Annotated in this window: 18 protein-coding genes; 7 read left to right on the top strand and 11 right to left on the bottom strand. The window is 66.6% G+C overall.

All coding sequences use genetic code 11. The features are described from left to right. Nucleotides 1-171: 171 nt before the first annotated feature. Both AB4850_RS34215 and AB4850_RS34210 read right to left on the bottom strand, forming a co-directional pair. Complete coding sequence (locus AB4850_RS34215; RefSeq protein ID WP_414443778.1) at nucleotides 172-1,203, bottom strand: transporter; 1,032 nt, start codon at nucleotides 1,201-1,203, stop codon at nucleotides 172-174. Between the two features lie 536 nt (nucleotides 1,204-1,739). Continuing rightward, a complete protein-coding gene (locus AB4850_RS34210; protein ID WP_414443777.1) occupies nucleotides 1,740-2,807 on the bottom strand; it encodes a phage tail protein in 1,068 nt (355 codons plus the stop codon). A gap of 123 nt (nucleotides 2,808-2,930) precedes the next feature. Between AB4850_RS34210 and AB4850_RS34205 the strand changes: the two genes are divergently transcribed. The 4 genes from AB4850_RS34205 to AB4850_RS34190 all read left to right on the top strand — a co-directional run bounded on the left by AB4850_RS34205 (nucleotide 2,931) and on the right by AB4850_RS34190 (nucleotide 9,956). Continuing rightward, nucleotides 2,931-3,782: a M15 family metallopeptidase gene (locus tag AB4850_RS34205; protein WP_414443776.1), complete on the top strand. Its 852-nt coding sequence runs from the start codon at nucleotides 2,931-2,933 to the stop codon at nucleotides 3,780-3,782. Nucleotides 3,783-4,049: 267 nt separating this feature from the next. After that, the gene (tssM, locus tag AB4850_RS34200) at nucleotides 4,050-7,922 is read left to right on the top strand and encodes a type VI secretion system membrane subunit TssM (RefSeq protein WP_414443775.1); all 3,873 of its coding nucleotides are present in this window, start codon (nucleotides 4,050-4,052) and stop codon (nucleotides 7,920-7,922) included. Further along, nucleotides 7,919-8,911, top strand: a complete 993-nt coding sequence (gene tagF, locus AB4850_RS34195) for a type VI secretion system-associated protein TagF (protein WP_414443774.1) — start codon at nucleotides 7,919-7,921, stop codon at nucleotides 8,909-8,911. The genes tssM and tagF overlap by 4 nt, the downstream gene beginning before the upstream one ends. Before the next feature lie 4 nt (nucleotides 8,912-8,915). Further along, nucleotides 8,916-9,956, top strand: coding sequence for an OmpA family protein (locus AB4850_RS34190; RefSeq protein ID WP_414443773.1), 1,041 nt, complete (start codon nucleotides 8,916-8,918; stop codon nucleotides 9,954-9,956). Between the two features lie 104 nt (nucleotides 9,957-10,060). Here the strand turns inward: AB4850_RS34190 and tssA are convergent, their stop codons facing one another. From tssA to AB4850_RS34145, 9 genes are all read right to left on the bottom strand, one after another. Continuing rightward, nucleotides 10,061-11,203, bottom strand: a complete 1,143-nt coding sequence (gene tssA, locus AB4850_RS34185; protein ID WP_414443772.1) for a type VI secretion system protein TssA — start codon at nucleotides 11,201-11,203, stop codon at nucleotides 10,061-10,063. 92 nt (nucleotides 11,204-11,295) lie between these two features. Continuing rightward, nucleotides 11,296-13,983 carry a type VI secretion system ATPase TssH gene (gene tssH / locus AB4850_RS34180; protein ID WP_414443771.1) on the bottom strand — a complete coding sequence of 896 codons (2,688 nt, stop codon included), beginning with the start codon at nucleotides 13,981-13,983 and terminating at the stop codon, nucleotides 11,296-11,298. Nucleotides 13,984-14,056: 73 nt separating this feature from the next. Continuing rightward, on the bottom strand, nucleotides 14,057-15,154 hold the full coding sequence (gene tssG / locus AB4850_RS34175) for a type VI secretion system baseplate subunit TssG (RefSeq protein ID WP_414443770.1): 1,098 nt from the start codon (nucleotides 15,152-15,154) through the stop codon (nucleotides 14,057-14,059). Continuing rightward, complete coding sequence (gene tssF / locus AB4850_RS34170; RefSeq protein WP_414443769.1) at nucleotides 15,118-16,956, bottom strand: type VI secretion system baseplate subunit TssF; 1,839 nt, start codon at nucleotides 16,954-16,956, stop codon at nucleotides 15,118-15,120. Before tssF ends, tssG begins: the two co-directional genes overlap by 37 nt. A gap of 110 nt (nucleotides 16,957-17,066) precedes the next feature. Then, the gene (gene tssE, locus AB4850_RS34165; RefSeq protein WP_414443768.1) at nucleotides 17,067-17,549 is read right to left on the bottom strand and encodes a type VI secretion system baseplate subunit TssE; all 483 of its coding nucleotides are present in this window, start codon (nucleotides 17,547-17,549) and stop codon (nucleotides 17,067-17,069) included. Nucleotides 17,550-17,618: 69 nt separating this feature from the next. Beyond that, nucleotides 17,619-18,122, bottom strand: coding sequence for an Hcp family type VI secretion system effector (locus AB4850_RS34160; protein ID WP_206126209.1), 504 nt, complete (start codon nucleotides 18,120-18,122; stop codon nucleotides 17,619-17,621). Between the two features lie 78 nt (nucleotides 18,123-18,200). Next, a complete protein-coding gene (gene tssC / locus AB4850_RS34155) occupies nucleotides 18,201-19,688 on the bottom strand; it encodes a type VI secretion system contractile sheath large subunit (RefSeq protein WP_414443767.1) in 1,488 nt (495 codons plus the stop codon). Between the two features lie 15 nt (nucleotides 19,689-19,703). Then, nucleotides 19,704-20,225 carry a type VI secretion system contractile sheath small subunit gene (tssB, locus tag AB4850_RS34150; RefSeq protein WP_414443766.1) on the bottom strand — a complete coding sequence of 174 codons (522 nt, stop codon included), beginning with the start codon at nucleotides 20,223-20,225 and terminating at the stop codon, nucleotides 19,704-19,706. Between the two features lie 36 nt (nucleotides 20,226-20,261). Next, the gene (locus tag AB4850_RS34145) at nucleotides 20,262-20,906 is read right to left on the bottom strand and encodes a tetratricopeptide repeat protein (protein ID WP_414443765.1); all 645 of its coding nucleotides are present in this window, start codon (nucleotides 20,904-20,906) and stop codon (nucleotides 20,262-20,264) included. Between the two features lie 376 nt (nucleotides 20,907-21,282). On the opposite strand from AB4850_RS34145, the gene tssJ reads away from it, so the two are divergent. The 3 genes from tssJ to icmH all read left to right on the top strand — a co-directional run bounded on the left by tssJ (nucleotide 21,283) and on the right by icmH (nucleotide 24,131). Then, nucleotides 21,283-21,900, top strand: coding sequence for a type VI secretion system lipoprotein TssJ (gene tssJ, locus AB4850_RS34140; protein WP_414443764.1), 618 nt, complete (start codon nucleotides 21,283-21,285; stop codon nucleotides 21,898-21,900). Nucleotides 21,901-22,002: 102 nt separating this feature from the next. Next, a complete protein-coding gene (gene tssK, locus AB4850_RS34135) occupies nucleotides 22,003-23,349 on the top strand; it encodes a type VI secretion system baseplate subunit TssK (RefSeq protein WP_414443763.1) in 1,347 nt (448 codons plus the stop codon). Continuing rightward, entirely contained in the window at nucleotides 23,346-24,131 is a 786-nt protein-coding gene (gene icmH, locus AB4850_RS34130) for a type IVB secretion system protein IcmH/DotU (RefSeq protein ID WP_414443762.1), read from the top strand. The genes tssK and icmH overlap by 4 nt, the downstream gene beginning before the upstream one ends. Nucleotide 24,132 lies beyond the last annotated feature (1 nt).

The following is a 24,132-nucleotide window of genomic DNA, read 5'->3' as shown; positions in this document are numbered from 1 at the left end:
GCCGGCGGTCGCGCCAGCGATTTGCGTCGGCCGTTTGTGCTGACCGTTTGCGTCGGCGGTCGCACCAGCGGTTGTGCCAGCGGCTTGCGTCGGCGGTTCGCGTCCGCCGTTTGCGCCAGCGGTTTACATGACCGCCAGCGTCGGAAGCTTGCATCGGCCATTCGCACCGGTTCAGCGATCCCCACGCCGCCGAAACGCCCACCACGCGGTGAGCGCCGTGAACATCGCGACGAACAGCACCATCAGCCAGAAGCCGTGCTTGTTCTCGGCGAGCGGCACGCCGCCCACGTTCATGCCGAAAAAGCCGGCCACGATGTTGATCGGCAACGCGATCACGGTAACGATCGTCAGCGTAAACAGCGTGCGGTTGTTCTGTTCGTCGAGCCGCGAGGTGATCTCTTCCTGCAACAGCTTGATCCGCTCGATGAGGCCGGCCAGGTCGGCCAACACCAGCGAGGACTCTTCGGTCGATTCGCGCAGCTCCTGCACGTCCTCGCCGAGCAGCCAGGCGGGCGGCTTGGCCAGCAACCGGAAGATCGAACCCGGCTCCGGCGCCAGCATCCGTTGCAGGCGCGTCAGCCGCCGTCGCATCGAGCCGAGCTGATCGCGGTTCGCGGTCGGGCGCTGCGACAGGAACCGATCCTCGATGCGGTCGATGTCGACGCTCGCGCGCCGCACGATGTGCTGCATCACGTCGGCCTGATCGCGCAGCAGGTGGATCAGCAGTTCGGTCGGGGAGCGAAAGCGCTCGCCCTGCCGCACGCTTTCGCGCAGCGTATCGACCGAGCGCAGCGGCTTGAGCCGCGCCGTCACCATCATGCGGCGGTCGATATAGACCCACAGCGTCGCCACTTCCACCGCCTCCATGTCGAGGCTGAACATCACGTCGTTGACCACCGCGCGCAGCACGCCGTCCTGCTGCTCGATGCGCGTGGAGTGCGACCCTTCCCGCAGGAACTCGTAATAGGTTTCGGGCAGGTCGAGATTGGCCCGCATCCAGCGCTCGCTCGCGCCGTGCGCGAGGTTGAAATGCAGCCACTGGAAATCGCCGTTCGCGGCGCCGGGGGCCGGCATCTCCCGCAGCTCGACACCGCCCGCGCCGGCATCGACCGGTACGCCGGCCGAATCCGGCGTGAACCGGAACGCACACACCATGCCGCTCGTATCGGCGCCGTAGGTGGGAATGATCATCTCTGGTTTCATCGACTGTCCTGCGGGGATTCCGTCTTCGGCTTGCATCGCACCCATGTGTCGCCGATGTGCATGTCAGCGTGATGGCGCGTCATGGAATCGCCATGAACGCGTCGCATCGGCACGACAGGATTCGGCATGCGAAAGCCTCTTGAAAGCGCGTCGCACCCGGCGAAGCGCGCCGGCCACGAAGCATAGCGAAAGACGGGAGGAACCGCGAATCGATCGGACGGGCGCCTGACGGCGGCGAGGCGATGACGCGGGGACGCAGCGGCGAGGAGAGCCGTCGGAAGTGGCGCGCACACCGGACGATGAAGCAAGGAGGCAGCAGCCAGGAAGAACCTTCGGAAGTGGCGCGCGCACCGGACGGCCGCGAGGCGATCAAGCAAGTAGGCAGCGGCCAGCAAGAACCGTCGGAACTGGTGGGCGCGCCGGAAGGCCGCGAGGCGATCAAGCGAGGAAACAGCGGCCCGCAAGAACCACCGGAAGTAACGGGCAAGCCCCCGGCCGCCTGCGGTAAGCGGCCCAAGCTACGCGCCGCCCCGCGATCAGGGCTGGTGGCTGGTGTTCGCCGAACTCGGGCAGGCGGCGTCCTTGCCCCAGTGGCCGTCGCACACCCGCCAACGGCACAGTTGATCCTCGAAGAAGCCACGCTGGCCGCATTCCTTGACGCGCGCCGCGAGCGAGCCGCCGGTGTCGGCCGAGGCGACCTTGGTGACGCCGCCGTCCTTGCCCTTGTGCCTGGGCGGCGCGGGCGGCCCCGGATCGGCCGGCTTGGTGCGCGAGACGAGCGCGGCCAGCAGGTCCACATCGGGGTCGTCGTTCTTGCCGCGCTTCGCGGCCGCTTCGAGCTGGCGATCGTGGCGCTTCTTGGCGGCCAGTTCCTGCCGGTCGTGCGCGGCCTGCCGCTTCGCCTCGGCGGCGGCGAGCCGCGCCTCGGCCTTCGATTCGGACTTCGGGTCGGACTTCACACCGGCCTTGGCCTCGTCGTGACCGTGCTTGTCCTTGCTGCCGGCGACCTTGCCGCCCACGGCTGTCGCGGCCACCGTGGCGGCCGCGCCGGCGGCGAGCGTCGTGCTGGAATTCGAATTGGCGTTCGACGCGCCGTTGGCCAGCGCCTGCGAGAGCCGGTCGCCCGACGCACCCGAAGCGCCCGCCACGGTGGCGGCCTGCGCGTTCGATGCGGAATCGTCGTTGACGATGGTGGCGGTTTGCGGCGCGACATCGGAAGCCGAGGCATTGGCCGAAGCCGAACCCGACGCCGCCTGCGCGAGCTGCACGCCGCTGGCCGCGCCGCCCGAAGCGGCCGCGACCTTGGCTGCTGCAGCGGCCGAAGCCGACGACGCCGCGCTCGCCGTGACGGTGGCCGGCGCACCGGCCGATTGCGACTGCACCCGCCATGCGCCCCAGCCCGCCACCGCGACCAGCGCCAGCGCGATCAACGCGAACAGCCCCTTGCGCGAACGGCCGCCCGACGCATTTTCACCGGCCGATTGCTGAGAAACCCGCCCTTCGAGATTGGCGAGAATACGTGAATCGTTCTGCCCGCCCGACTTGCCCGGTTCGGATAGCAGACTCGGTGGGGCTTTGCGATTTGAATCTTCCGGCGCACTCATTCAATGTCTCGTTGAATCCTGGGTTAATTCGCCGCAATAATATCGTCCGGCCGATTCGAAGCAGGCCTGATTCTAAGAGCAAGCCTTCTAAAAGACAATCGATTGTAAAAACCGGGGTTTTCTGTGATTGCCGTCGTACTGATCGTGTATTTCGCCATCGCCGTGCTGATTGCCGCCATGCTGTTATTACCGGGCGTGAGATCCCACGTTTTTTCCACGGTCACGCAATTTCACGGCCGATTAAGCCGTCGGGTTTTCGATCGCGCGACACGAACTCGCGGCCACATCGTTAAATCGGCAAAAATTTCGCAGAGCTCATTAAATCAACTGCAAAAATTACTGATTCGGCGCCGCTTGCTGATTATCTGCGCGACGGGTATTCTTGCGACGCCTCCGTTGATCGCGATTGCGTTACGAGGTCGGCAATTATTCCAATACGATGACACCATTCGCGTTCCCGACGAAAAGATCGCCGCGCTTTTGCAAGGCGAACAGCTCGTCCCGCCGCCGCCGCTGCCTCCCGAAGTATTCGCCACGCGCGAAGTGGAGCAGATCCGGCCTGCGTTGAAGGATGCGAGTCGCGATTGGAATTTGCTCGATCCGGATTTCCGCACGCGCTTGCTGCTGGTCTACAAGATCATGCACGAGCAATACGGGTATGAAATGGCGCTGCTCGAAGGTTATCGAAGCCCGGAACGGCAGAACCGGCTCGCGGCGATCGGCTCCAACGTGACCAATGCGGCCGCGTATCAGAGTTATCACCAGTTCGGGCTGGCCGCCGACAACGCATTCCTGCGCGACGGCAAGCTGGTGATCTCCGAAAAGGATCCGTGGGCGATGCGCGGTTATCAGTTATACGGACAAGTCGCCGAGCAGGTTGGCTTGACCTGGGGTGGCCGGTGGAAAATGATGGACCTCGGCCACGTCGAATACCATAAACCCGGTTTCAAACTGGGACATCCGCCGCCCCAATGAGGGCGCGGGACACCTGAGGGCGGTATGGGGCAGATGAACGACAAGGCCGGGCTGCAAGCCGGCCATCCGCATCACGGGGGGCGCCGCACCATGCGCGCCGCCGCCGCTCGCCACGACGCATCGGAACGGGCACGCCCCGGCCGTTCCCGCCCCCTCCTCTCCCCTTGCGAAGAATATTCAGCGTGACGTCACGTTCGGCCCTCACGCTGTCGGCGCACGCTCGCCATCGCCTCACCCCATTGATTCGCACCGGAACCTGACCGTCCTATGCAACGCATCCTCAACGTGTTGACTCACCCGCGCACGCTTTCGATTTTCGGGTTCGTCGCGCTCGCCGCCATCCTGTTCATCGCGGCGGACGCCCTGCAGATCGGCTTCGGCTATCCGCTCGCGATCCTCGGCGTGATCCTCGCGCTGTGGCTGATCGTCCAGCTGATCAAGCGCCTGCGCGTGCGCCGCGCGAATCGCAAGCTCGGCGACATGCTCGAGGAGCAGGCCGGGGTCGACAAGGCCGCGACCGCCTCGGTCGAGCCGGCCAAGGCCGCCGAGATCGACACGCTGCGCGCGCGGCTGGTGGATACCGTCAAGACCATCAAGACCTCGAAGATCGGCCAGGTGTCGGGCGGTCAGGCGCTCTACGAACTGCCGTGGTACATCGTGATCGGCAACCCGGCGGCCGGCAAGAGCAGCGCGGTGATCAACTCGGGGCTGCAATTCCCGTTCGCGGACAAGAACAGCGCCGTGATCCACGGCATCGGCGGCACGCGCAACTGCGACTGGTTCTTCACGACCGAAGGCATCCTGCTCGACACCGCCGGCCGCTATTCGGTGCACGAGGAAGATCGCAGCGAATGGCTCGGCTTCCTGGGCCTGCTCAAGAAGCACCGCCCGAAGGCGCCGATCAACGGCATCATCGTCACCGCCAGCATCGCCGAGCTCACCGGCAGCCGCCCCGAATTCGCCATCAACCTGGCGAAGAACCTGCGCCAGCGCGTGCAGGAACTGACCGAGAAGCTCGAAGTGTTCGCGCCGGTGTACGTGATGTTCACCAAGGCCGACCTGATCACCGGCTTCACCGAATTCTTCAGCAGCAGCGACCGCCAGGAATACGACCGCGTGTGGGGCGCGACGCTGCCCTACGAGCCGGACGAGAAGCGCGACGTGGTGGCCCTGTTCGACGAGCGCTTCGAGGAGCTGTACGACGGCCTCAAGGAAATCAGCGTCGCGCAGTTGTCGATCAACCGCGGCGACATGCTGTCGCCGGGCCAGTTGAGCTTCCCGCTCGAATTCGCGTCGATCAAGCCGACGCTGCGCGCGTTCCTGGCCACGCTGTTCGAGAACAACCCGTTCCAGTACAAGCCGATCTTCCGCGGCTTCTATTTCACCAGCGCGCTGCAGGAAGGCGAAACCAACAGCGCCGCCGCGCAACGCATCGCCACGCGCTTCGCGCTCGACGGCGACACGCTGCCCAAGCCGCCCAGCGCGTTCTCGAAGAACGGCTTCTTCCTGCGCGACCTGTTCTCGAAGGTGATCTTCGAGGACCGCAAGACCGTGCGCCAGTTCGCCAGCCCCGCCAAGACGCGGATGCGCTACGCGACGTTCTTCGGCTTCGTCGCCGTGCTCGCGCTGGCGCTCGGCGGCTGGACCTGGTCGACCATCGGCAACCAGCAGCTGGTGTCGAACGTGCAGGCCGATCTCGACAACATCGCCAAGCTCGAACAGAACCGCAACGATCTGCAATCGCGCCTGCAGGCGATGGACATCCTGGAAGATCGCATCGAGCAGCTCGAGCAGTTCCGCCACGACAAGCCGATCTCGGTGTCGCTCGGCCTGTACCAGGGCGACCGCCTCGAAGAACGCCTGCTGACCGAGTACTACAACGGCGTGCGCCAGATCATGCTGACGCCGGTGGCCGACAACCTGGCCGCGTTCCTGAAGGACGTGGACGCGCACCCCGACCAGCTCGCGCCGATGACGCGCGCGCCGGAATCGGGCGCGGTGCCGGTGTCGGACAAATCGCCGATGCAGCCGCAATCGCAGGGCGGCCTGTACAACGACGCGTCGCCGACCAACGTCGAGGACGCCTACAACGCGCTCAAAACCTACCTGATGCTGTCGGACAAGCGGCACGTCGAGCAGGCTCACCTGACCGACCAGATCGCCCGCTTCTGGCGCGGCTGGCTGGAAACCAACCGTGGAACCATGCCGCGCGACGAGATGATCCGCAGCGCCGAGCGCATGATCACGTTCTATCTGTCGCGCGTGCAGGACAACGACTGGCCGATGATCGACGCGAACCTCGCGCTGGTCGACCAGACCCGCGAGAACCTGCGCCACGTGGTGCGCGGCATGCCGGCCCGCCAGCGCGTGTACGAGGAAATCAAGGCGCGCGCCTCGACGCGCTACGCGCCGATGACCGTCGCGCGCATCGTCGGCGAGGACAACACCGCCCTCGTCGCCGGCAGCTACGCGATCCCCGGCACGTTCACGCGCGACGCGTGGTTCGACTACGTGCAGCCGGCGATCCGCGACGCGGCCACCAAGGAGCTGCAGGCCAAGGACTGGGTGCTCAACGTCGCCTCGCAGGACGACCTGACGCTGGAAGGCAGCCCCGAGCAGATCCAGAAGGTGCTGGTGGGCATGTACAAGACGGAATACGCACAGCACTGGCAGAAGTTCATGCAGGGCATCGCCGTGCAGAACTTCGGCAGCTTCGGGCAGGCCGTCGACGCGATGAACAAGCTCGGCGACCCGCAGGATTCGCCGATCCGCAAGGTGCTCGACACCGCCTACGAGCAGACCTCGTGGGATAACCCGTCGCTCGCCAACGTCACCATCAAGAAGGCGCAGACGGGCGTCGTGAACTGGGTCAAGCAGTGGTTCGCGCGCAAGCCGGGCGGCCAGCTCACGGCCAACATCGACATCAACGGCAACCCGGTGGAAGCGCCGATGGGGCCGATCGGCCAGGAGTTCGTCGGCCTCGGCCGGATCGTCCAGCCGCACGACGGCGGCCAGTCGATGCTGAAGGGCTACATGGACACGCTGTCGAAGGTCCGCACCCGCTTCAACGTGATCAAGAACCAGGGCGACCCCGGCCCCGGCGCGCGCCAGTTGATGCAGCAGACGCTCGACGGCAACGGCTCGGAACTGGCCGATTCGCTGAAGTACGTGGACGAGCAGATGCTCACGGGCCTGACCGATTCGCAACGCAAGTCGCTGCGTCCGCTGCTGGTGCGCCCGCTGCTGCAGGCGTTCCAGGTGGTGATCCAGCCGGCCACGGTCGAGGTCAACAAGGTGTGGAACGCGCAGGTCTACCAGACGTTCCAGGCCTCGCTCGCGAACAAGTATCCGTTCTCGGCCGGCGCGAAGATCGAGGCCGGCGCGAGCGAGATCGCGCAGGTGTTCGGCCCGGACGGCTCGATCTCGAAGTTCGTCGGCACCACGCTCGGGCCGCTCGCGGTGCGCCGTGGCGACACGCTGACGGCCCGCACCTGGGGCGACATGGGCCTCTCGCTGACGCCGGATTTCACCAGCGGCTTCGCGAGCTGGGTGGCCCCGCTCGCGGGCGGCGCGGCCGGCGGCGGCGCGGCGGCCTCCGAACCGCAGACCGTGTTCCAGGTCCTGCCGCAGCCGAGCAGCGGCACCACCGAATGGACGCTCGCGATCGACGGCCAGCAACTGCGCTACCGCAACACGCCGCCGCAGTGGACCAACTTCGTGTGGCCGAACCCGGCCGGCTCGCCGGGCGCGACGCTGAACGCGACCACCTTCGACGGCCGCACCATCACGCTGGTCAACGAACCGGGCCGCTACGGCCTCGAGAAGCTGATCAACTCGGCGCAGCGCACGCGCCGCCCGGACGGCACCTTCGACCTGACCTGGGCGCAGGGCGGCGTGAACGTGGCGGTGACGATGCGCATCATCAGCACCTCGCAGCCGACCGGCGGCAGCGGCGGCGGCGGCAACGACGCCCCGCAGCAGCAGAGCCTGCGCGGCCTGCACCTGCCTTCGTCGATCGCCAACACGAGCGCCAGCGGCGCCGTCAACGCGACGGCGCTGGCACCGGCCGGCACGTCCGGCGTCGCACCGGCCGCCGCGGGCGCGGCCGTCAACGCATCGAATGCACAGGGGGCGCAATGACGCAAACGGTCCAGGCGCAGATCGCCTACTTCGGCAAGATTCCGTCGCGCGGCGATTTCGTCAAAAGCGCGCACAACCCGCAACTGCTGCAAACGCTCGACCGCTGGATCGCGCAGGCGATGGAACTGCTGGCGGACGACCCGCGCTGGAAGCTCGTGTACGAGAACGCGCGGCCGATGCACTTCGCGTTCATCGGCTCGCGCAGCAAGCTCGCGATCGCCGGCCACATGGTCGCCAGCCACGACGCCTCGAACCGCCGCTTCCCGTTCCTCGCGGCCACCGCGCTGGAGGTGGACCGGCCGCTGACGTTCATCGCGCGCAGCCCGCTCGCGTTCGCGCGGCTCTGGCAGCGCGCCGCCGCGCTGATGAAGCCCGTGCTCGGCAAGGACGAGCCGCCCGGCGCGCTGCAGGCGCTCGGCGACGCCACCGTGCCGATCGACACGGGCGGCCCCGGCACCGCGCACGACGGCACGTTCAACGATTTCGTCGAGCACCAGTCGCTGTTCGGCCTCGAACAGATGCTGCTGGCGAGCGGCCACCCGGTGAAGCTGCGCGGCGCGATGCTGGCGCTCGGCTCGCTGCTGCGCCCGGTCATGCAGAGCGGCTCGTCGCACATCGAGCGCGGCCTGACGCTGCCGCTGCCGGTGGACCCGTTCTACCGCACGCTGGTCGCGGGGTTCTGGATGGAGCTGCTGGCCCCGTTCGTCTCGCAGGCCGATTTCGAACTGGCGATCTTCATCGGCACGATCGCCGAGCGCGAACGCCTGATCATCGGCTTCAACGGCGCGTCGGCGCGCACGCTGCACAGCGTGGTCGACCCGCAAACGTACTCGCAACACAACATCGACATCGACGATCCCGAATGGATCGACGCCCATGCGCAACAAGACCCCTCGATCAGCAAGCTCGTCAGTTACCTCGAACAACCGCAACTGTCGCTGCGCGTGGCCATCGACACGTTCCGCGAAGCGTTCGTCGGAGGGGCCTGACGCCATGACGAACTCCGTGTTCCCGCGAAGCCGCACGCGGCAGCCTGGTTTGGCGGCGCTCGGCGCGCCCGCCCTGCTGGCGATGCTGCTGGCCGCCCCGCTCGCGGCCCGCGCCGACAACGCCGGCCCGGCCACCGTCACGCCCGTCGACACGAGCGGCGTGACGGTGCGCACCACGCTGATTCCGCCGGCGGGCGCCGCCGCGGCGGCCGGCGGCCTGCCCGCCGTGCCGGCCCAGGGCAACGGCACGGTGCTGACCGGCACCAACGTGTCGAACGGCGCGGGCGCCGGCGCGACCACCGGCAACGGCACCGGCGCGACCGTGTCGGCCCCGGCGCCGGCCAACAACGTGCCGGGCCAGGTGGTGGTGGGCGGCAAGGTGCCCGACGAGGCCACCAAGGCCGCCGTGCTGCAAAAGCTGCGCGACACCTACGGGGCCGGCAGCGTGGTCGACCAGATCGAGGTGGGCGACGTCACCACCCCGCCGAACTGGGCCGCCAACGTGCAGAAGCTGATCGGCCCGCAACTCAAGCAGATCAGCAAGGGCCAGTTGAAGATCAACGGCACCGCGATCGACGTGAAGGGCGAGGTGCACAACGAGGCGCAGCGCCAGCAGGTCGCGAGCGACATGGCGAACCAGCTCAACCCGACCTACACGATCCGCAACGCGCTGCGCGTGAGCGCGTCCGAACAGGGCATCCTCGACCAGACGCTCGCCAACCGCACCATCGAGTTCGAGACCGGCAGCGCGACGCTGACGCCGCAGGGCCGCCTGATCCTCGACCAGATGGCCGTCGCGATGGCCAAGCTCGGCAACCGGCAGGTCACGGTGATCGGCCACACGGACAATTCCGGCAACCGCGATTCGAACATCGCGTTGAGCCAGGCGCGCGCCGATGCCGTGAAGGGCTACCTGATCGCCAAGGGCGTGGCCTCGCAGCAGTTGACCACCACCGGCGTCGGCCCCGACCAGCCGATCGCCTCGAACGACACCGCCGACGGGCGCGCCCGCAACCGCCGCATCGAGTTCCGCGTGAGCCAGTAACGGCACGGCGGCCACGCGCCAGGCAAAACGGCGCCGGCGGGAATCCCCGCCGGCGCCGTTTTTTCATTCGGGCGCACCGCCGCGCCCGGCTTCGGGTGGTCCCGTCAGTTGTTCTCGTCCGGCTTCAGCCCGAGCAGTTCGCGGATATGCGCGAGCGAGCCGTCGTCCTTGACGACCGAGGCCAGCCACTGGTGCAGCGGCATGTCGGCCCATTCGGCGGCCTTGTCGGCCAGGTAGGCGACCGGGCTGTGCGGCTCGGTGGCACGGAAATACTTGGCCACCGCGCGCAGTTGCTCGACGGCCTGCGCGCGATTCTGGATGCCGGCGATCACGGTGGGCACGGGAACCGCGACGGGGGACACGGGCGGGGCGGCGTGGGTCATCGGTGCGGTCAGCTCCGGGGTGAGCGGGGTCTTGAAGGACGGTTCGGCGCGCTCGGCCTGCGGGGCGGCCGGGGCCACGGGTGCGGTGGGCTGCGCGTCGGGCGCGTAGCCCTGCTCGCGCGCGAAGCGCTCGGCCAACATGCGCACCGATTCGTAGGCGTCGCGCGCCTGGCGGAAGCTCGGCGCGGCATTGCCGGCGCGCCGTTCCAGTTCGTCGTCGAGCGCGCCGAGCGCTACCGCGAACGCGCTCAGGCCGGCCAGCAGCGACGCGTAGAACGCCACCGAGGTCATCCGCTTGGACGCCTCGATCTGATCGACTGACGGCTTGTTGCGGGCGATCTCGTGCGCGTTGTCGGGGTCGCGCCGCACCGCCTGCGCGACGTGCTGCGCCACGTCCCAGTCGAGCGCCGTGTAGGCGCTGCCCGAACCGTCGGTGAGCGGAATCGCGCGCAGCAGCTCGGCGGTGCGGCCCGACAGCCAGCCCACGTTGCCGAGCCGGTATTCGGTGTCGTCGCCTTCCGGCAACGGGTGGACCTGCTCCCACCAGGTGTTGCACAGCCCGGTCAGCAGTTCGTAGCCCTGCGTCAGCCCGGCCACGCCGTCCTGGATCGCCAGCGCCTCGGTCAGCCAGACAGCCAGCCGCAAATCCTTGGTCTGCGTGCCGAGCAGTTCGACCGACCGATCGACCACGAAGCCCCAGTCGGCTTCCTTGATTTCGGTGATCCATTCGCCCTGGTCGAGCGACGGATCGTCGAACTTGCGCGCGTGCTGGATCGCATCGAATTCGGACGAGAACAGCATGTCCTCGCCGCAGGGCGAGGCATCGCTGAGGGGCGCGAGGAGCGCATTGACGTGAATCGGCATGATCGTCGTGACAGTGACACTGGAGAAACGATGAAACGGCGCGCGACGGCCAACGGGAAAAACCCACGCCGCCGCGCGCGGCGAAAAAACGCTTACTGAACCGTGTACTCGAACTCGCCGGCCTCGCTGGCGCGCACCGCGATCGATTCGATCGCCGTGCCGTCCGCGAGCCGTTCGAGCACATGCCCGGCGATCTCGGGCAGCAGCGTGCCGTTGAGGATGTGGTCGACGTTGCGCGCGCCCGAATCCACCTCGGTGCAGCGCGCCAGCACCGCCTCGACCAGCGATTCGTCCCACTCGAAGCGGGCCTTGTGGTTGGCCTCGATGCGGCGGCGAATGCGCTCGAGCTTCAGCTCGATGATCTCGGCCAGCACGTCGTCCGAGATCGGGTAGAACGGCACCACCTTCATGCGGCCGAGGAACGCCGGCTTGAACGCCTTGTAGAGCGCCGGGCGCAGCGTTTCGGCGAGCGCGTCGGGATCGGGCCGCTCTTCCTCGGGCTTGTTCAGGCAGGCCTGCATGACGAGGTTCGAGCCGACGTTCGAGGTGAGGATGATCAGCGTGTTGCGGAAGTCGATCTCGCGGCCCTCGGCGTCGTCCATCGCGCCCTTGTCGAACACCTGGAAGAACATTTCGAGCACGTCCGGGTGGGCCTTCTCGATCTCGTCGAGCAGCACCACCGAGTACGGATTGCGGCGCACCGCCTCGGTCAGCACGCCGCCCTCGCCGTAACCGACGTAGCCCGGCGGCGAGCCCTTCAGGCCCGACACGCTGTGCGCTTCCTGGTACTCGCTCATGTTGATGGTGACCATCTTGCGCTCGCCGCCGTACAGCACGTCGGCCAGCGCCAGCGCGGTTTCGGTCTTGCCCACCCCCGACGGGCCGACGAACAGGAACACGCCGCGCGGCTTGTTCGGATCCTCCAGCCCGGCCGTGGCGGTGCGCACGCGCTGCGCGACCGCGTCGAGCGCGTGGTCCTGGCCGATCACGCGCGCGCCGAGCAGCGGCTTCAGGTTCATGACCGTCTCGATCTCGTCCTTCACCATGCGGCCGAGCGGGATGCCCGTCCAGGCCGCGACGATCTCGGCCACCACGTGGCCGTCCACCTGCAAGGGCACCATCGGCTCCACGCCCTGCACCGCCTGCAACGCGGCGATCCGTTCGGCCAGTTGCGCGCGCACCGCGTCCTCGTCGATGCGCTCGCCGTCGGCCGAGCCTTCGCGGGCCGCGTCGATCTGCGCGCGCAGCGCGACGATCTCGCCGACGATCGCCCGCTCCTCGGCGTAGCGCCGGTCGGCCGCCGCGAGCGCGGCCAGGTCGGCCTCGCGTGACTCGCGCAGCACGGCCAGCCGTTCGCCGTGCGACGCGCCGCCGGCCACCTCGCGTTCGAGCGAGGCGATTTCGGCGTCGGTGCGTTCGAGGCGCTTCTTCGTGTCGTCGATCAGGGCCGGGGTGGCGCTCTGCGCCAGCGCCACCTTCGCGCAGGCGGTGTCGAGCACGCTGATCGCCTTGTCCGGCAGCTGGCGGCCGCTGATGTAGCGATGCGAGAGCCGCACCGCCTCGGTGATCGCGTCGTCGAGCACGCGCACGTTGAAGTGGCGCTCCATGAGCCCGGCCATGCCGCGCAGCATCGCGGCCGCGAGCGGCTCGGTCGGCTCCTCGATCTTGACCACCTGGAAGCGCCGCGCCAGCGCCGCATCCTTCTCGAAGTACTTCTTGTACTCGCTCCAGGTGGTGGCCGCGATGGTGCGCAGCTCGCCGCGCGCGAGCGCCGGCTTGAGCAGGTTGGCCGCATCGTTCTGGCCGGCCTGGCCGCCCGCGCCGATGATGGTGTGCGCCTCGTCGATGAACAGGATGATCGGATGCGCGCTCTTCTTGACCTCGTCGATCACGCTTTTCAGGCGGTTCTCGAACTCGCCCTTCACGCTCGCGCCGGCCTGCAGCAGCCCCATGTCGAGCACGTGCAGCGCGACGCCCGCCAGCGGCGGCGGCACGTCGGCGGCGGCAATGCGCAGCGCCAGCCCCTCGACCACCGCGGTCTTCCCGACGCCGGCCTCGCCGGTCATGATCGGATTGTTCTGACGGCGGCGCATCAGGATGTCGATGGCCTGGCGGATCTCGGCGTCGCGGCCGATCACCGGGTCGATCCGGCCTTCGCGCGCGCGCTGCGTGAGGTTGGTGGTGTAGGTGTCGAGCGCGGGCGTCTTCGACGGGCCGCCCGCGCCCGCTGCCGCGCCGCCGGCCGCGGCCGCTTCCACGTCGGCCGCTCCCGCCTCGCCCGCCGCGCCCGCTTCGCGCGGCTCGGCCTCGTTCGAGCCGGCCGTCACCTCGTCGAACTTGTGCTTGAGGTCGGTCACGCGCACCCGCGCGAACTGCGGCGACATGCGCTGCGCGAACTGCGCCAGGTCGGGCGCGCTCAACAGCGCGAGCAGCAGGTGGCCCGAACGAATCCGGCCGATCTGCGCGTCGAGCGAGGCGATCAGCCAGGCCTGCTCGAACAGCTCGCTCAGGTGGATCGAGAACACCGGCGTGCGCGTGTTGCCGTTCTTCAGGCCGTCGAGTTCGCGTTCGAGATCGCTGCGCAGCGCGTGCGGATCGATGCCGCTCGTGCGCAGCACGATCGGCGTGTCGCCGGTGCTCTCCTCCAGCAGCGCGACGAACAGGTGCTCCAGATCGACCTCGTAATGGCCGCGCGCGAAGCACAGGCTCGCGGCGCGCTCGGCGGCCTTGCGGCAGGTGGGGTTCAGTTTCGCAATCAGGGTCTTCAGTGGCGTGCTCATGAAGTCGGTCGCTCTCGGGTTCTTTCGGTATCGTTCGGTTTGTCGGTATGGCTGGCGCCGGGCCGGCCGGCGCTCAATGAATCACATGCAGCTCGTAACGCGCGTCGGCGCGATCCTGCGTGGCGTCCTGGGTGCAGAGGAAGGCGTCCCAGCCGAGCCGCCCGCCCATGCCGAGCATGGTCGGGCCGACCTCCTCCTGCTTGAGCACCAGCGACACCTCGTACTCCAGCGTCACGCCGGCCAGCAGCGTCAGCATCCGCTCCAGCGCGATCGCGCGATCGCCGCCGGGCAGGAACGCCTCGTAGTCGCGCTTGCTCAGCGGGCCGACCACCAGCCGCGCGCGCATGTCGCGCTGCCACACGCGCTCGCCCACCAGCGCCGTGGCGCCCAGCGTGGCGTTGACCTCGCCGAGCACGCTCAACTGGTCGCGCGGCACGTCGTACCACTTGCCGATGAACTGATCGACGCGGATCGACACCCGGAAGTAATCGGACAGCGTGCGTTGCAAGTACGCCGCCGACACCGGCCGATGCCGCGCCGCCAGCGCATAGCCGGCGATCGCCTCGTCGATCACCGCGCCGCTGCCGTCCTGCATCGCGCGCCGCGCTTCCGGGTTCGACACGCCGGCCAGCGACAGCAGCAGCGGCAGGTAGCGTTCGTCGCGATCGAGTTCGTAATGCAGCGGCAGCCGGTATTTCTTCCACGCCGAATAGAACAGCGCGGTGGCGCGGTTCGAGAACACGTCGAAGAACGCGCGCGCCGCGTGGTCGCGCTTCAGTTGCTCGCGCGAGATGATCTGCTCGGTGTAGTGGTGCGGCAGCGCACCCTGCCCGCCCAGCAGCCCGAAGAACGCCGGCACGATCTCCACCCGGTCGATCGCCTCGTCGCGCACGGCCGCGCCGCGCTGCGCCTCGTCCACCTTGTCGCCGGCCGCATCGAACGATTGCGCGTGCTCGATCTCGCTCGGAGGAAACCCGAGCGACAGCGAATTGCGGAACGCCACGCGCCGCTCGACCAGCTCGCCGGGCCGCAGCGCGTCGGGCTTCTCCGGGTCGCGCTTGGCGAACCAGGTTTCGAGCAGCCGCACCGCCTGGAAGAATTCGAAGCGATACGGCTCGTCGAGGAACTGGTCGACTACGCCAGGATCGATTCGCCGCTTCGCGGTTTGCATCGGATGATCTCCTCGCCGGTGCGCTTGGACACGACGATCAGTTGAACAAAGCTGTTGAGATGGACATACAGCCCGAAGAACGCGTCCAGCATGCGCGCGAACGCGGCCAGGCTGGTGCCGACGAAATGCTCCTCGTCGATCGTCAGGCGGATCTCGATGCCGCGCACGAACGTCGCGAACGGCTTGCCGGGCAGCCATTGCACCGCGCCGCGCTGTTCGATCGCCACCAGCCCGTCGATATGGCGCGTCGAGACGGCCGAGCGGCGCAGGTCGTACAGCGTCAGCAGTTCCTTGAGCGGCGCGAGGCCGTCGTTGGCGAGCGAGACGTGGTTCAGCGCCAGGTGCGAGATCAGCCGCCAGTGCGCCGCGCGCCCGCGCGCGAAGCGCACGCTCGGCGACGGCCGGCGCAGCATCGTGATGTCGCCGAAATCGGCGCCGCCGTCGGCGAACAGGTCGCCGCCCGCCAGCCCCGTGGCGAGCCCCGCCGGCAGGTCGCGGTTGGTGCAGGTCAGGCGCAGGCTCAGGGTGTCCGTCTGCGGCGCGGCCGGCTCGAAATCGATGTCGACGATCGAGATTTCCGTCTCGTAGCCGGGGCTGTGCTGCGCCACCCAGTCGTTGCGGCGCGCGAACCAGTAATGGCCCACGTGGCCGGCCTCGCCGTGATGCAGCGAGTAGAACGGCCGGAACTCGACCACCGATTCCTCGTGCGCCGTCTGCCGCACCAGGTGCACCGAATCGATCGAATACACCTCGTAGGCGAACGCGCGGCGCGACTCGGCGATCACCGGGTACGACACGCTCTGGTGATCGATGCGGATCGGCTCGCCGTTCTGCTTGAACAGGTTGACCACCGGCGTGCAGAACAGCCGCAGGTGCGTCGCACTCAACATGTCGAGCAGCCGCGCGACGTGCGAATCGCTGCGCACGTCGGCCAGCACGATATGCAGCGTCAGGCGGTGGCACGGGCCGGCGCGGCGCGTCATCGCGGCCAGGTCGAAATCGACGAAATCGAATTTGTCCGGGAACGCGAAATATTCGGTCAGCAGCCGGTAGGCCGGATGCGAGCGCGCCGGGTAGTCGATCAGCGCGTCCTGCTCGTCGAAGCCGGCCTGCGTGACGGGCGACACGCGCAGCGGGGTCCAGCGGCCGTTGCGCTCGGGCTCCACGTAGGTGGCGAGCGTATTGACGAACAGGCAGTCGGCCAGCGCCGCGACGAACGATTGCTCGCCGTGCAGGTGCGCGCGCAGCGACGGCAGCTTCAGGCCCGCCAGATCGAACTGCGGCGCCAACGATTCGAACGTGATCGAGATCACGCCGGTGGCGTTGCCGGGCAGCACGGTGGCGGCCGGCGCGGCGGCGATCGACGCGTAGCGCGCCTCCGAAATGCGGATCGGCGCAATCGTCACGTCGTAGGCGGTGCGGAACTGGCACTGCACGCCGCGGATCGCCCGGCTCTTCAGCTCGGTGCCGCGCGCCACGCGATGCGGCGCGGTCTGCTGCGAGACGTTGGCGGAAGGCGTGAACTGCGCGATCGAGCAGGACGGGAACGGCCGCAGGTAATGCGGATAGAGCACGTCGACGAGCGCCTCGGTGAATTCCGGGTAATCGTCGTCGAGCTTCTTGTTGATGCGCGCGCCGAGCAGTGCGAACGATTCGATCATCCGTTCGACGTGCGGATCGTCGCAATGCTCACCGGTCATGGCCAGGCGCGCGGCGATCTTCGGATAACGCCGCGCGAATTCATGCGAGTACCGCCGTAAAAACGATAATTCGCGCTCGTAGTACGGCAGCAACTCTTCCATCGAGGGTCCCCGAAACTCAGAGCCCGCTCAGGTCGTGAGCGGGCCGTAACGCCCTGCGGGCAGGGCGGATGGTCGCCGCGTCGTCTGGCGCGCGGCGATCCGGATTCATGTCAAGGCTTGGCGGCGCGACCGCGCGACACCGAGTATTGCAAGGTGGACGGCTGCAGCATCGCGTCGAAATTGACGGGCTCCTGCGCCGGATGCACGACGAGCAACGCGCGAATCGAGAAATTCAGCGAATTGGTGGACTGCTCGTTCAGTTCGAACGACACCGCGACCTGTTGCAGCCGCGGCTCGTGACGATCGATCGCCTGCTGGATCGACTTGCAGATGAACGCGCGATCGTAGTGGCTCGCCAGGCTCAGGCCCGCGAAATCGTTGAGGCCGTAGGTCAGCACCGATTGCTGGCACTCCGGCAGCGCCGCGAGATCGTCGTCGGTCAGCGCGATGCGCGTGTTGAGGATCGATTCGACGTCGCGTGCGACGGTGTTCTTCAGTTCGTCCAACGACAGTTGCCGCATCGCGGGCGAGGCCGGCTGATGCGGTTCGTCGTCGAACAGCTTGTCGAGAAAACTCGGTTCGAAGCGTTTCATGGAACGGCAGGCAACGGGTGATGCACCACGCAGGACGGGGCACCGCGTGCCCCGTCCCGAATCACGAGCTTAGACCGCGTAGGTCTTGTCGTTCTTCGTCAGGCTCCAGGCGCCCTGCGTGTTGCCGCCCTGGTTGCCGCCGATGTTCTGCTTGGTCTGCTTCCACTGCACGGCAGCGTACTTCAGCGAGAACTGTTCGACCGGCAGGCCTTCGGTCTGCACGCTCGGCGTGACGCTCGAGATGATCACGTACTTGAGCTTGATCTCGAGGTACTTGACGCGCTTGCCTTCGCCGTCCGAACGCATGAAGTCGATCGAGACTTCGTCGAACGTCGTGCCGCCCGACGCGTGCTGATACAGCAGCGGGCTGGCCATGTCGAGTTCCTTCGTGAACACCATGTCGCTGTGTTCGCAGCGCTCGGCGGTGTGGCCGCCCGAGGTCGACGAGGTGGCCGAACGCGGTTGCGTGACCGACCAGTCCCACGACTTCAGTTCGATCCAGTTCGCGTGGTCCTTGTCCTGCGACTCACCCTTGATCGACGGATTGCCGAAATTCAGATAGATGTCCAACATGACGCATTACTCCCCAAAGAGGTGGTTTTCAATTCCTACCCGAGCGGCCCGCTCAGGCGACGTTGACTCAATCGCTTATCAATTTGCCGATTTGGGCAGATCCGCCACCAGGCGCAGGGAGATCGAGAGTTCGTCGAGCTGGAAGTGCGGACGCAGGAACGCGACCGAACGATACGAGCCCGGCTTGCCCGGAATCTCCGACACCTGGACGGATGCTTCGCGCAGCGGGAACTGCGCTTTCTGTTCCTGAGACGCGTTATCGTCCAGCAGCACGTACTGGGAGATCCAGCGATTCAGGAAAGACTCCACGTTTTGCGCCGACGCGAAGCTGCCGATCTTGTCCCGCATCATCGCCTTGAGGTAGTGCGCAATGCGCGATACCGAGAAGATGTACTGGAGCTGAGCGGACAGCACGGCATTCGCGTTGGCGCTGTCGGTGTTGTATTTCTTGGGTTTTTGCACCGACTGGGCCGCAAAGAACGCCGCGTAATCGGAGTTCTTGCAGTGGACCAGCGGGATGAAGCCGAGGTCGCTCAGCTCCTTCTCGCGGCGGTCGGTAATGGCGATTTCGGTCGGGCACTTCAACGCGATCTCGCCGTCGTCCGTCTTGAACGTATGGGTGGGCAGGTCTTCCACCAGCCCGCCGCCTTCCACGCCACGAATGGCCGCGCACCAGCCGAAGTCGTCGAACGCGGCCGTCAGGCGCGCCGCGAACGCCCACGCGGCGTTGCACCAGAGGTACTTCGAGTGATCGGTGCCGTCCACGTCTTCCACGAAGTTGAAGCTCTCGGCGGTCTGGCCGTCCTTCGGGTGGAACGGCAGGCGGCCCAGGAAGCGCGGCAGCGTGAGGCCGACGTAGCGCGAATCTTCCGAATCGCGGAACGACTTCCACTTCGCGTATTCCACCGTGTCGAACACCTTGCCGAGGTCGCGCGGCTTGCCCAGGTCGGCGAACGATTCGAGGCCGATCAGCTCCGGCGCGGCCGAGGCGATGAACGGCGCGTGCGCGGCGGCCGCGACATGCGACATCTGTTCGATGAAGTACATGTCTTCCGGCTGGCGCGACACTTCGTAGTCGCCGATCAGCGCGCCGAACGGCGCACCGCCGAACGTGCCGAACTCTTCTTCGTAGACCTTCTTGAACAGCGCGCTCTGGTCGAACTCCGTGGCGGCCTTGAAGTCGCGCACCAGTTCGCGCTTGGGCGCGTGGAGCGCCTTGATCTTGATGGTCGAGCCGGTATTGCTTTCCGACACCAGGTAGTCGAGGCCGCGCCAGGTGCCTTCGAGCTTCTGGAATTCCGGCGCATGCATGACCGCGCTCATCTGCGCGGAAATCAGCCGGTCGAGCTCCGCGACGCGCGCGTCGATGGTGGCCGACAGGTTGTCCGACACGATCACCGTGCCGTCGAGCACCTGATGGACGAGCTCGCCGATCAGGTCCTTCGCGCGTGCGTGTTCCGATTGCGATTTCGCCACCTTGCTCTTCTCGACGATGTCGTCGAGCAGCGAGGTTTCCGCGCCTTCGAGCGCGCCGGCCGGTTGGGCCGCTGCCGTTTGCTGATTCATCTCGTACCCCGTAGCTTATTCGCCGCCGTCCTGACCGCCATCGCCCGACTGCTTCGCGAGCGCCTGCAATTGCTGCGTGTTGCTCAGGACTTCACTGAGCAGATCTTCCAGCTTGTCGTTGCCCGCCATCTTGTTGCGCAGGTCGGCCAGCTTCGAGCGCGCCTCGATCAGGCGGCGCAGCGGTTCGATCTGATTGACGACCTGATCCGGCGTGAAATCGTCGAGCGAGCGGAACTTCAGGTCGACGCCGAACTTGCCGCCGGTCTCGCTGAGCTTGTTCTCGACCTGAAACGCCGCGCGCGGCTCGATCGCCTTCATGACGTCGTCGAAGTTGTCGCGGTCGATATTGACGAACTTGCGGTCGCGCAGCTTCGGCATCTCGACTTCGGACTGGCCGGCCAGATCGCCGACCACCCCCACCACGAACGGCAGTTCCTTCTGTTCGATCGCGTCGCCGCGCTCGACTTCATAGGTCAGCTGCACACGGGGCGGCCGTACCTTTTGCAGGCGCTTCTGAATACTTTCTTTTTTGGCCATGACGGCTCCCGATAGCGTGGGGTGGTGGGTGCGCGCTTAACGCAGCGCGCCGAACGGATCCGCGCCGCTCTTGGCCGGGGCCGCCGGAGCCGGCGCCGACGGTGCGGCTGCGGCGGGCTTGGCCGCTTCCGGCGCGGAGGCGGCCGGCCCTGCGACGCGCTTGCGGTAGATCTTGCGGCGCTTGACGGCCGGCTTCTGGGCTTGCTGTTCGGGCGCGAACAGCGCGTCCTCGCCGAGCGAATCGCGCAACTGCTTGGCCAGCACCAGCGCATCGGCATGCGCGTCGCCGGCCAGCGAGGCGTCCTGACGCAGCTCGGCCAGCGATTCAGTGGCGATGCGCAGGCCGGACACGGCCAGCACGCTCTTCGACTGGCGATCGGTGTTGTCGCGTTGCAGGGCTTCCTGCGCCGCCACGATCGCCTGGCCGTAATGGCCCTGCTGGAACTGGATCTGGGCGATCCGGGCCCACGGCTCTTCACGCGTCGGGTCGGCCTTCGCCAATTGCTGATACAGGCCGATTGCCTTGTCCTGATCCCCGGCCTTCGCGACGGTATCCGCATCGTCGAGCTGCTTGTTGAATGCTTCGGGCGTGGGCGGTGCCGGCGGCTGCGTTGCGCAACCGGCAATCACGGCACATGCCATTACTACTGCGGAAAATTTTGCGAACAGTCGGTCTTTCATCGTTTTATCACCGGCGCGGAGTTTTTAAATCGTTGAGTTTCAGTGTTTTGCTTTGCAGCGAGTGCGCGGGTATAGTACCGATCAATTTTTCATAATTCAATCTCCCGTGCATCGAGATTCGATTTAAACGACCGAAACCACCCGCCGGGCGCGGCTTTACACAATCCGGGCGACTTGGGGGATAGCAATATAATTGGCAACATTTACTTGAATAACCGTAAATGCGATGAAATTGAAGAAAAAATTTCCGATCGAATCAGGCGACCTCGCAGAAGTACCAGGAACCCCGGACTTGCAAGCCGCCTTTGCCCGATAAAACCCGCGCCACGCCAGGCATTTCTGACAGGAAACGACTGACCGTCGTCCTCGATTCACGATGATTTCGTCTTTGTCCCGATTCGCGCTGCCGCTGATGGCCTGCGCCCTTCTCGCAGGCTGCGCGGCGGCCGTCCCGCTGCTCGGCTCGGCCGGCAGCGCAGCGCTGCAGATGGTCGGCATCGGCAAGCCCGAGGTGCCCGACGCGCAGAAGCCGCCGCGCAATTTAGGCATTACCCTCTATGCCGCGCCCAACCTGAACGCCGCCACCGACAACAAGCCGCTGGCGCTGGTGGTGCGGCTCTACACGCTGAAGGACCCGACCTCGTTCCAGCAGGCGCCGTTCGACGCCTTCACCGATCCGGCCAAGGAAAAAGCGGCGCTCGGCGCCGACCTGTTGAGCGTGCGCGAAGTGACGCTGATTCCGGGCCAGCGCTACGCCGCAACGGAAAAAGTTTCTCGTGAAGCGCAGGCCTTCGGCATCGTCGCGTTATTTCGCAGCCCCGCGATACAGCGCTGGAAACTGGTGTTCGATCCGGCCAAATCGGAGAAATCCGGCATAATCATCGGCCTGCACAACTGCGCGATGACCGTAACCGACGGCACCGTGATCGCATCGCAACAGGGCCTGCCGGCACAGCAACTGAATATGCTGTCGTCGGTCAGTTGCGGTAATTAACGATTCGATGACGTTTCCAAGTCAATTAACAAAGTTTGACGACGATATGAATCGGGGTGCGATTATGCAAAAGCGGCATCCCAATCACCTACAAGGTTTGTCATGAGTTATTCGGCCAAGGTGCTATGGGGTGAAGGCCTGTTTTTGCGGCCTCAGCACTTTCAGCGGCAGGACGCTTATCACGAGGCCCGCCTGTTCGAGTCGATCCAGGCGATCCAGCCATATAACTGGGGCCTGCGTTCGTTGAAACTCGATCGCGACGCGATCAGCAGCAACGTGCTGCGCCTGTCCGAACTGTCGCTGATCTTCCCCGACGGCGCGCTGTTTTCCGCGCCGCAGGCCGACGATCTTCCACGCCCCGTCGCGCTCGACACGCTGCCCGAAGGCATCAACGAATTCACGTTCTACCTGGCGCTGCATCCGCTGCGCGAAGCCGGCTCGAACTACGTGGAAGATGCCGATGCCGGCTTTTCCAGCCGCTTCACGAGCGAGAACGGCCCGATCGCCGACCAGTTCACCGATGCGGCCGAGGCCGACATCGCGTTCCTGAAAACCCACGTCAAGCTGATCGCGCACAGCGAGCCGCGCGACCAGTTGCTCGCGATCCCGCTGGTGCGCGTGCGGCGCACGGCCACCTCGGGCTTCGAGTTCGACGATTCGTTCGTGCCGCCGTGCCTCGCGATCGAGGCCTCGGGTGTGCTGATGCAGCGGCTGCGCCAACTGATCGACGCGCTGCAGGCCAAGGTCAACGCGCTGTACGGGTTCCACCGCGAACCGACCAAGAACATCATCGAGTTCCGCTCGGGCGACATCGCCTCGTTCTGGCTGCTGCACACGGCCAACGCCGCGTTCGCCTCGCTCGCGCACCTGTATCAGCACTCGGCCCTGCATCCCGAACGGCTGTTCCAGGAGCTGCTGCGCCTGGCCGGCCAGTTGATGACGTTCTCGAAGGGCTACGCGCTCGCCGATCTGCCGGCCTATCGTCACGACGATCCCGGCCCGCCGTTCGCGCGCCTCGACACGATGCTGCGCGAGTTGCTCGAAACCGTGATCTCCACGCGCTACTTCGCGATCACGCTGGAAGAAGTGCGGCCGTCGTTCCATATCGGCCGCCTCGATTCCGGCAAGATCGACGACAAGACCGAGTTCTATCTGGCGGTGTCGGCCGACATGCCGTCGGTCGAGCTGGTCGATGCGGTGCCGGCGCGCTTCAAGGTCGGCGCGCCCGACGACGTCGACAAGCTGGTGCTGTCCGCGATGCCGGGCGTGCGCCTGTCGTACACGCCGCAGGTGCCGCCGGCGATTCCGGTGCGCCCGGGCGCCTGCTATTTCGCGCTCGACGGCCGCAGCCCGCTGCATGAACGGATGCTGCAATCGCAATCCGCGATGATCTATGCGCCCTCGGGCATCAACGACCTCAAATTCGAACTGATCGCCGTCACCTCATGAGCTACGCGCCTTCCCTGTTCGGCGGCAACACGCCGCCCCCCGCGCCGCATTCGGCCGCCTCGACCGACGCCAGCTTCCAGGCGCGCTCGCTGCTCGACCTGCTGTACGACGGCTTCTTCATGATGTTCCTGCTGAAGAACGGCCGCGAGCCGGGCGAGGCGAACGAATTCCGCACGCGCATCCAGGAATTCCTGGCCGATTTCGAGCGCGGCGCGAAGAAGCTGAACGCCGGCGCGGACGACGTGTACGCCGCCAAGTTCGCGTTCTGCGCGGCGATCGACGAGGCCGTGCTGTCCTCGCAGTTCAAGGTGCGTGCCGAATGGGAGCGCCGCCCGCTGCAACTCGTGCTGTTCGGCGAGCAACTGGCCGGCGAGAAGTTCTTCCAGTCTCTGGAGGAATGCCGGGCGCGCGGCGCGGCGCGCCTGCAATCGCTCGAGGTGTTCCACATGTGCCTGCTGCTCGGCTTCCAGGGCAAATACCTGCTGGAAGGGCCGGAGAAGCTCGCCTACCTGACCGCGCGGATCGGCGACGAAATCGCGCAAATAAAAGGCAAGCGCGCGCCGTTCGCGCCGCACTGGCCGCTGCCGGACCAGATCGCGCACCGCCTCAAGCGCGAAGTGCCGCTGTGGTCGATCGGCGCGGTGTTCGCGCTGGTGGGGCTGCTGGCCTTCATCGGCCTGAACGCCTACCTGCGCGATCACACGCTGAAGGCGCTCGCGCCGTATTCGCAGATCATCAAGGTCGGCCCCGAATCGGCCAACCTGACGATCTCGCTGCCGTAAC

The organism is Burkholderia sp. 22PA0106 (assembly GCF_047497155.1).
Classification (GTDB): Bacteria; Pseudomonadota; Gammaproteobacteria; order Burkholderiales; family Burkholderiaceae; genus Burkholderia.
This window is presented reverse-complemented; position numbering and strand designations above follow the sequence as displayed.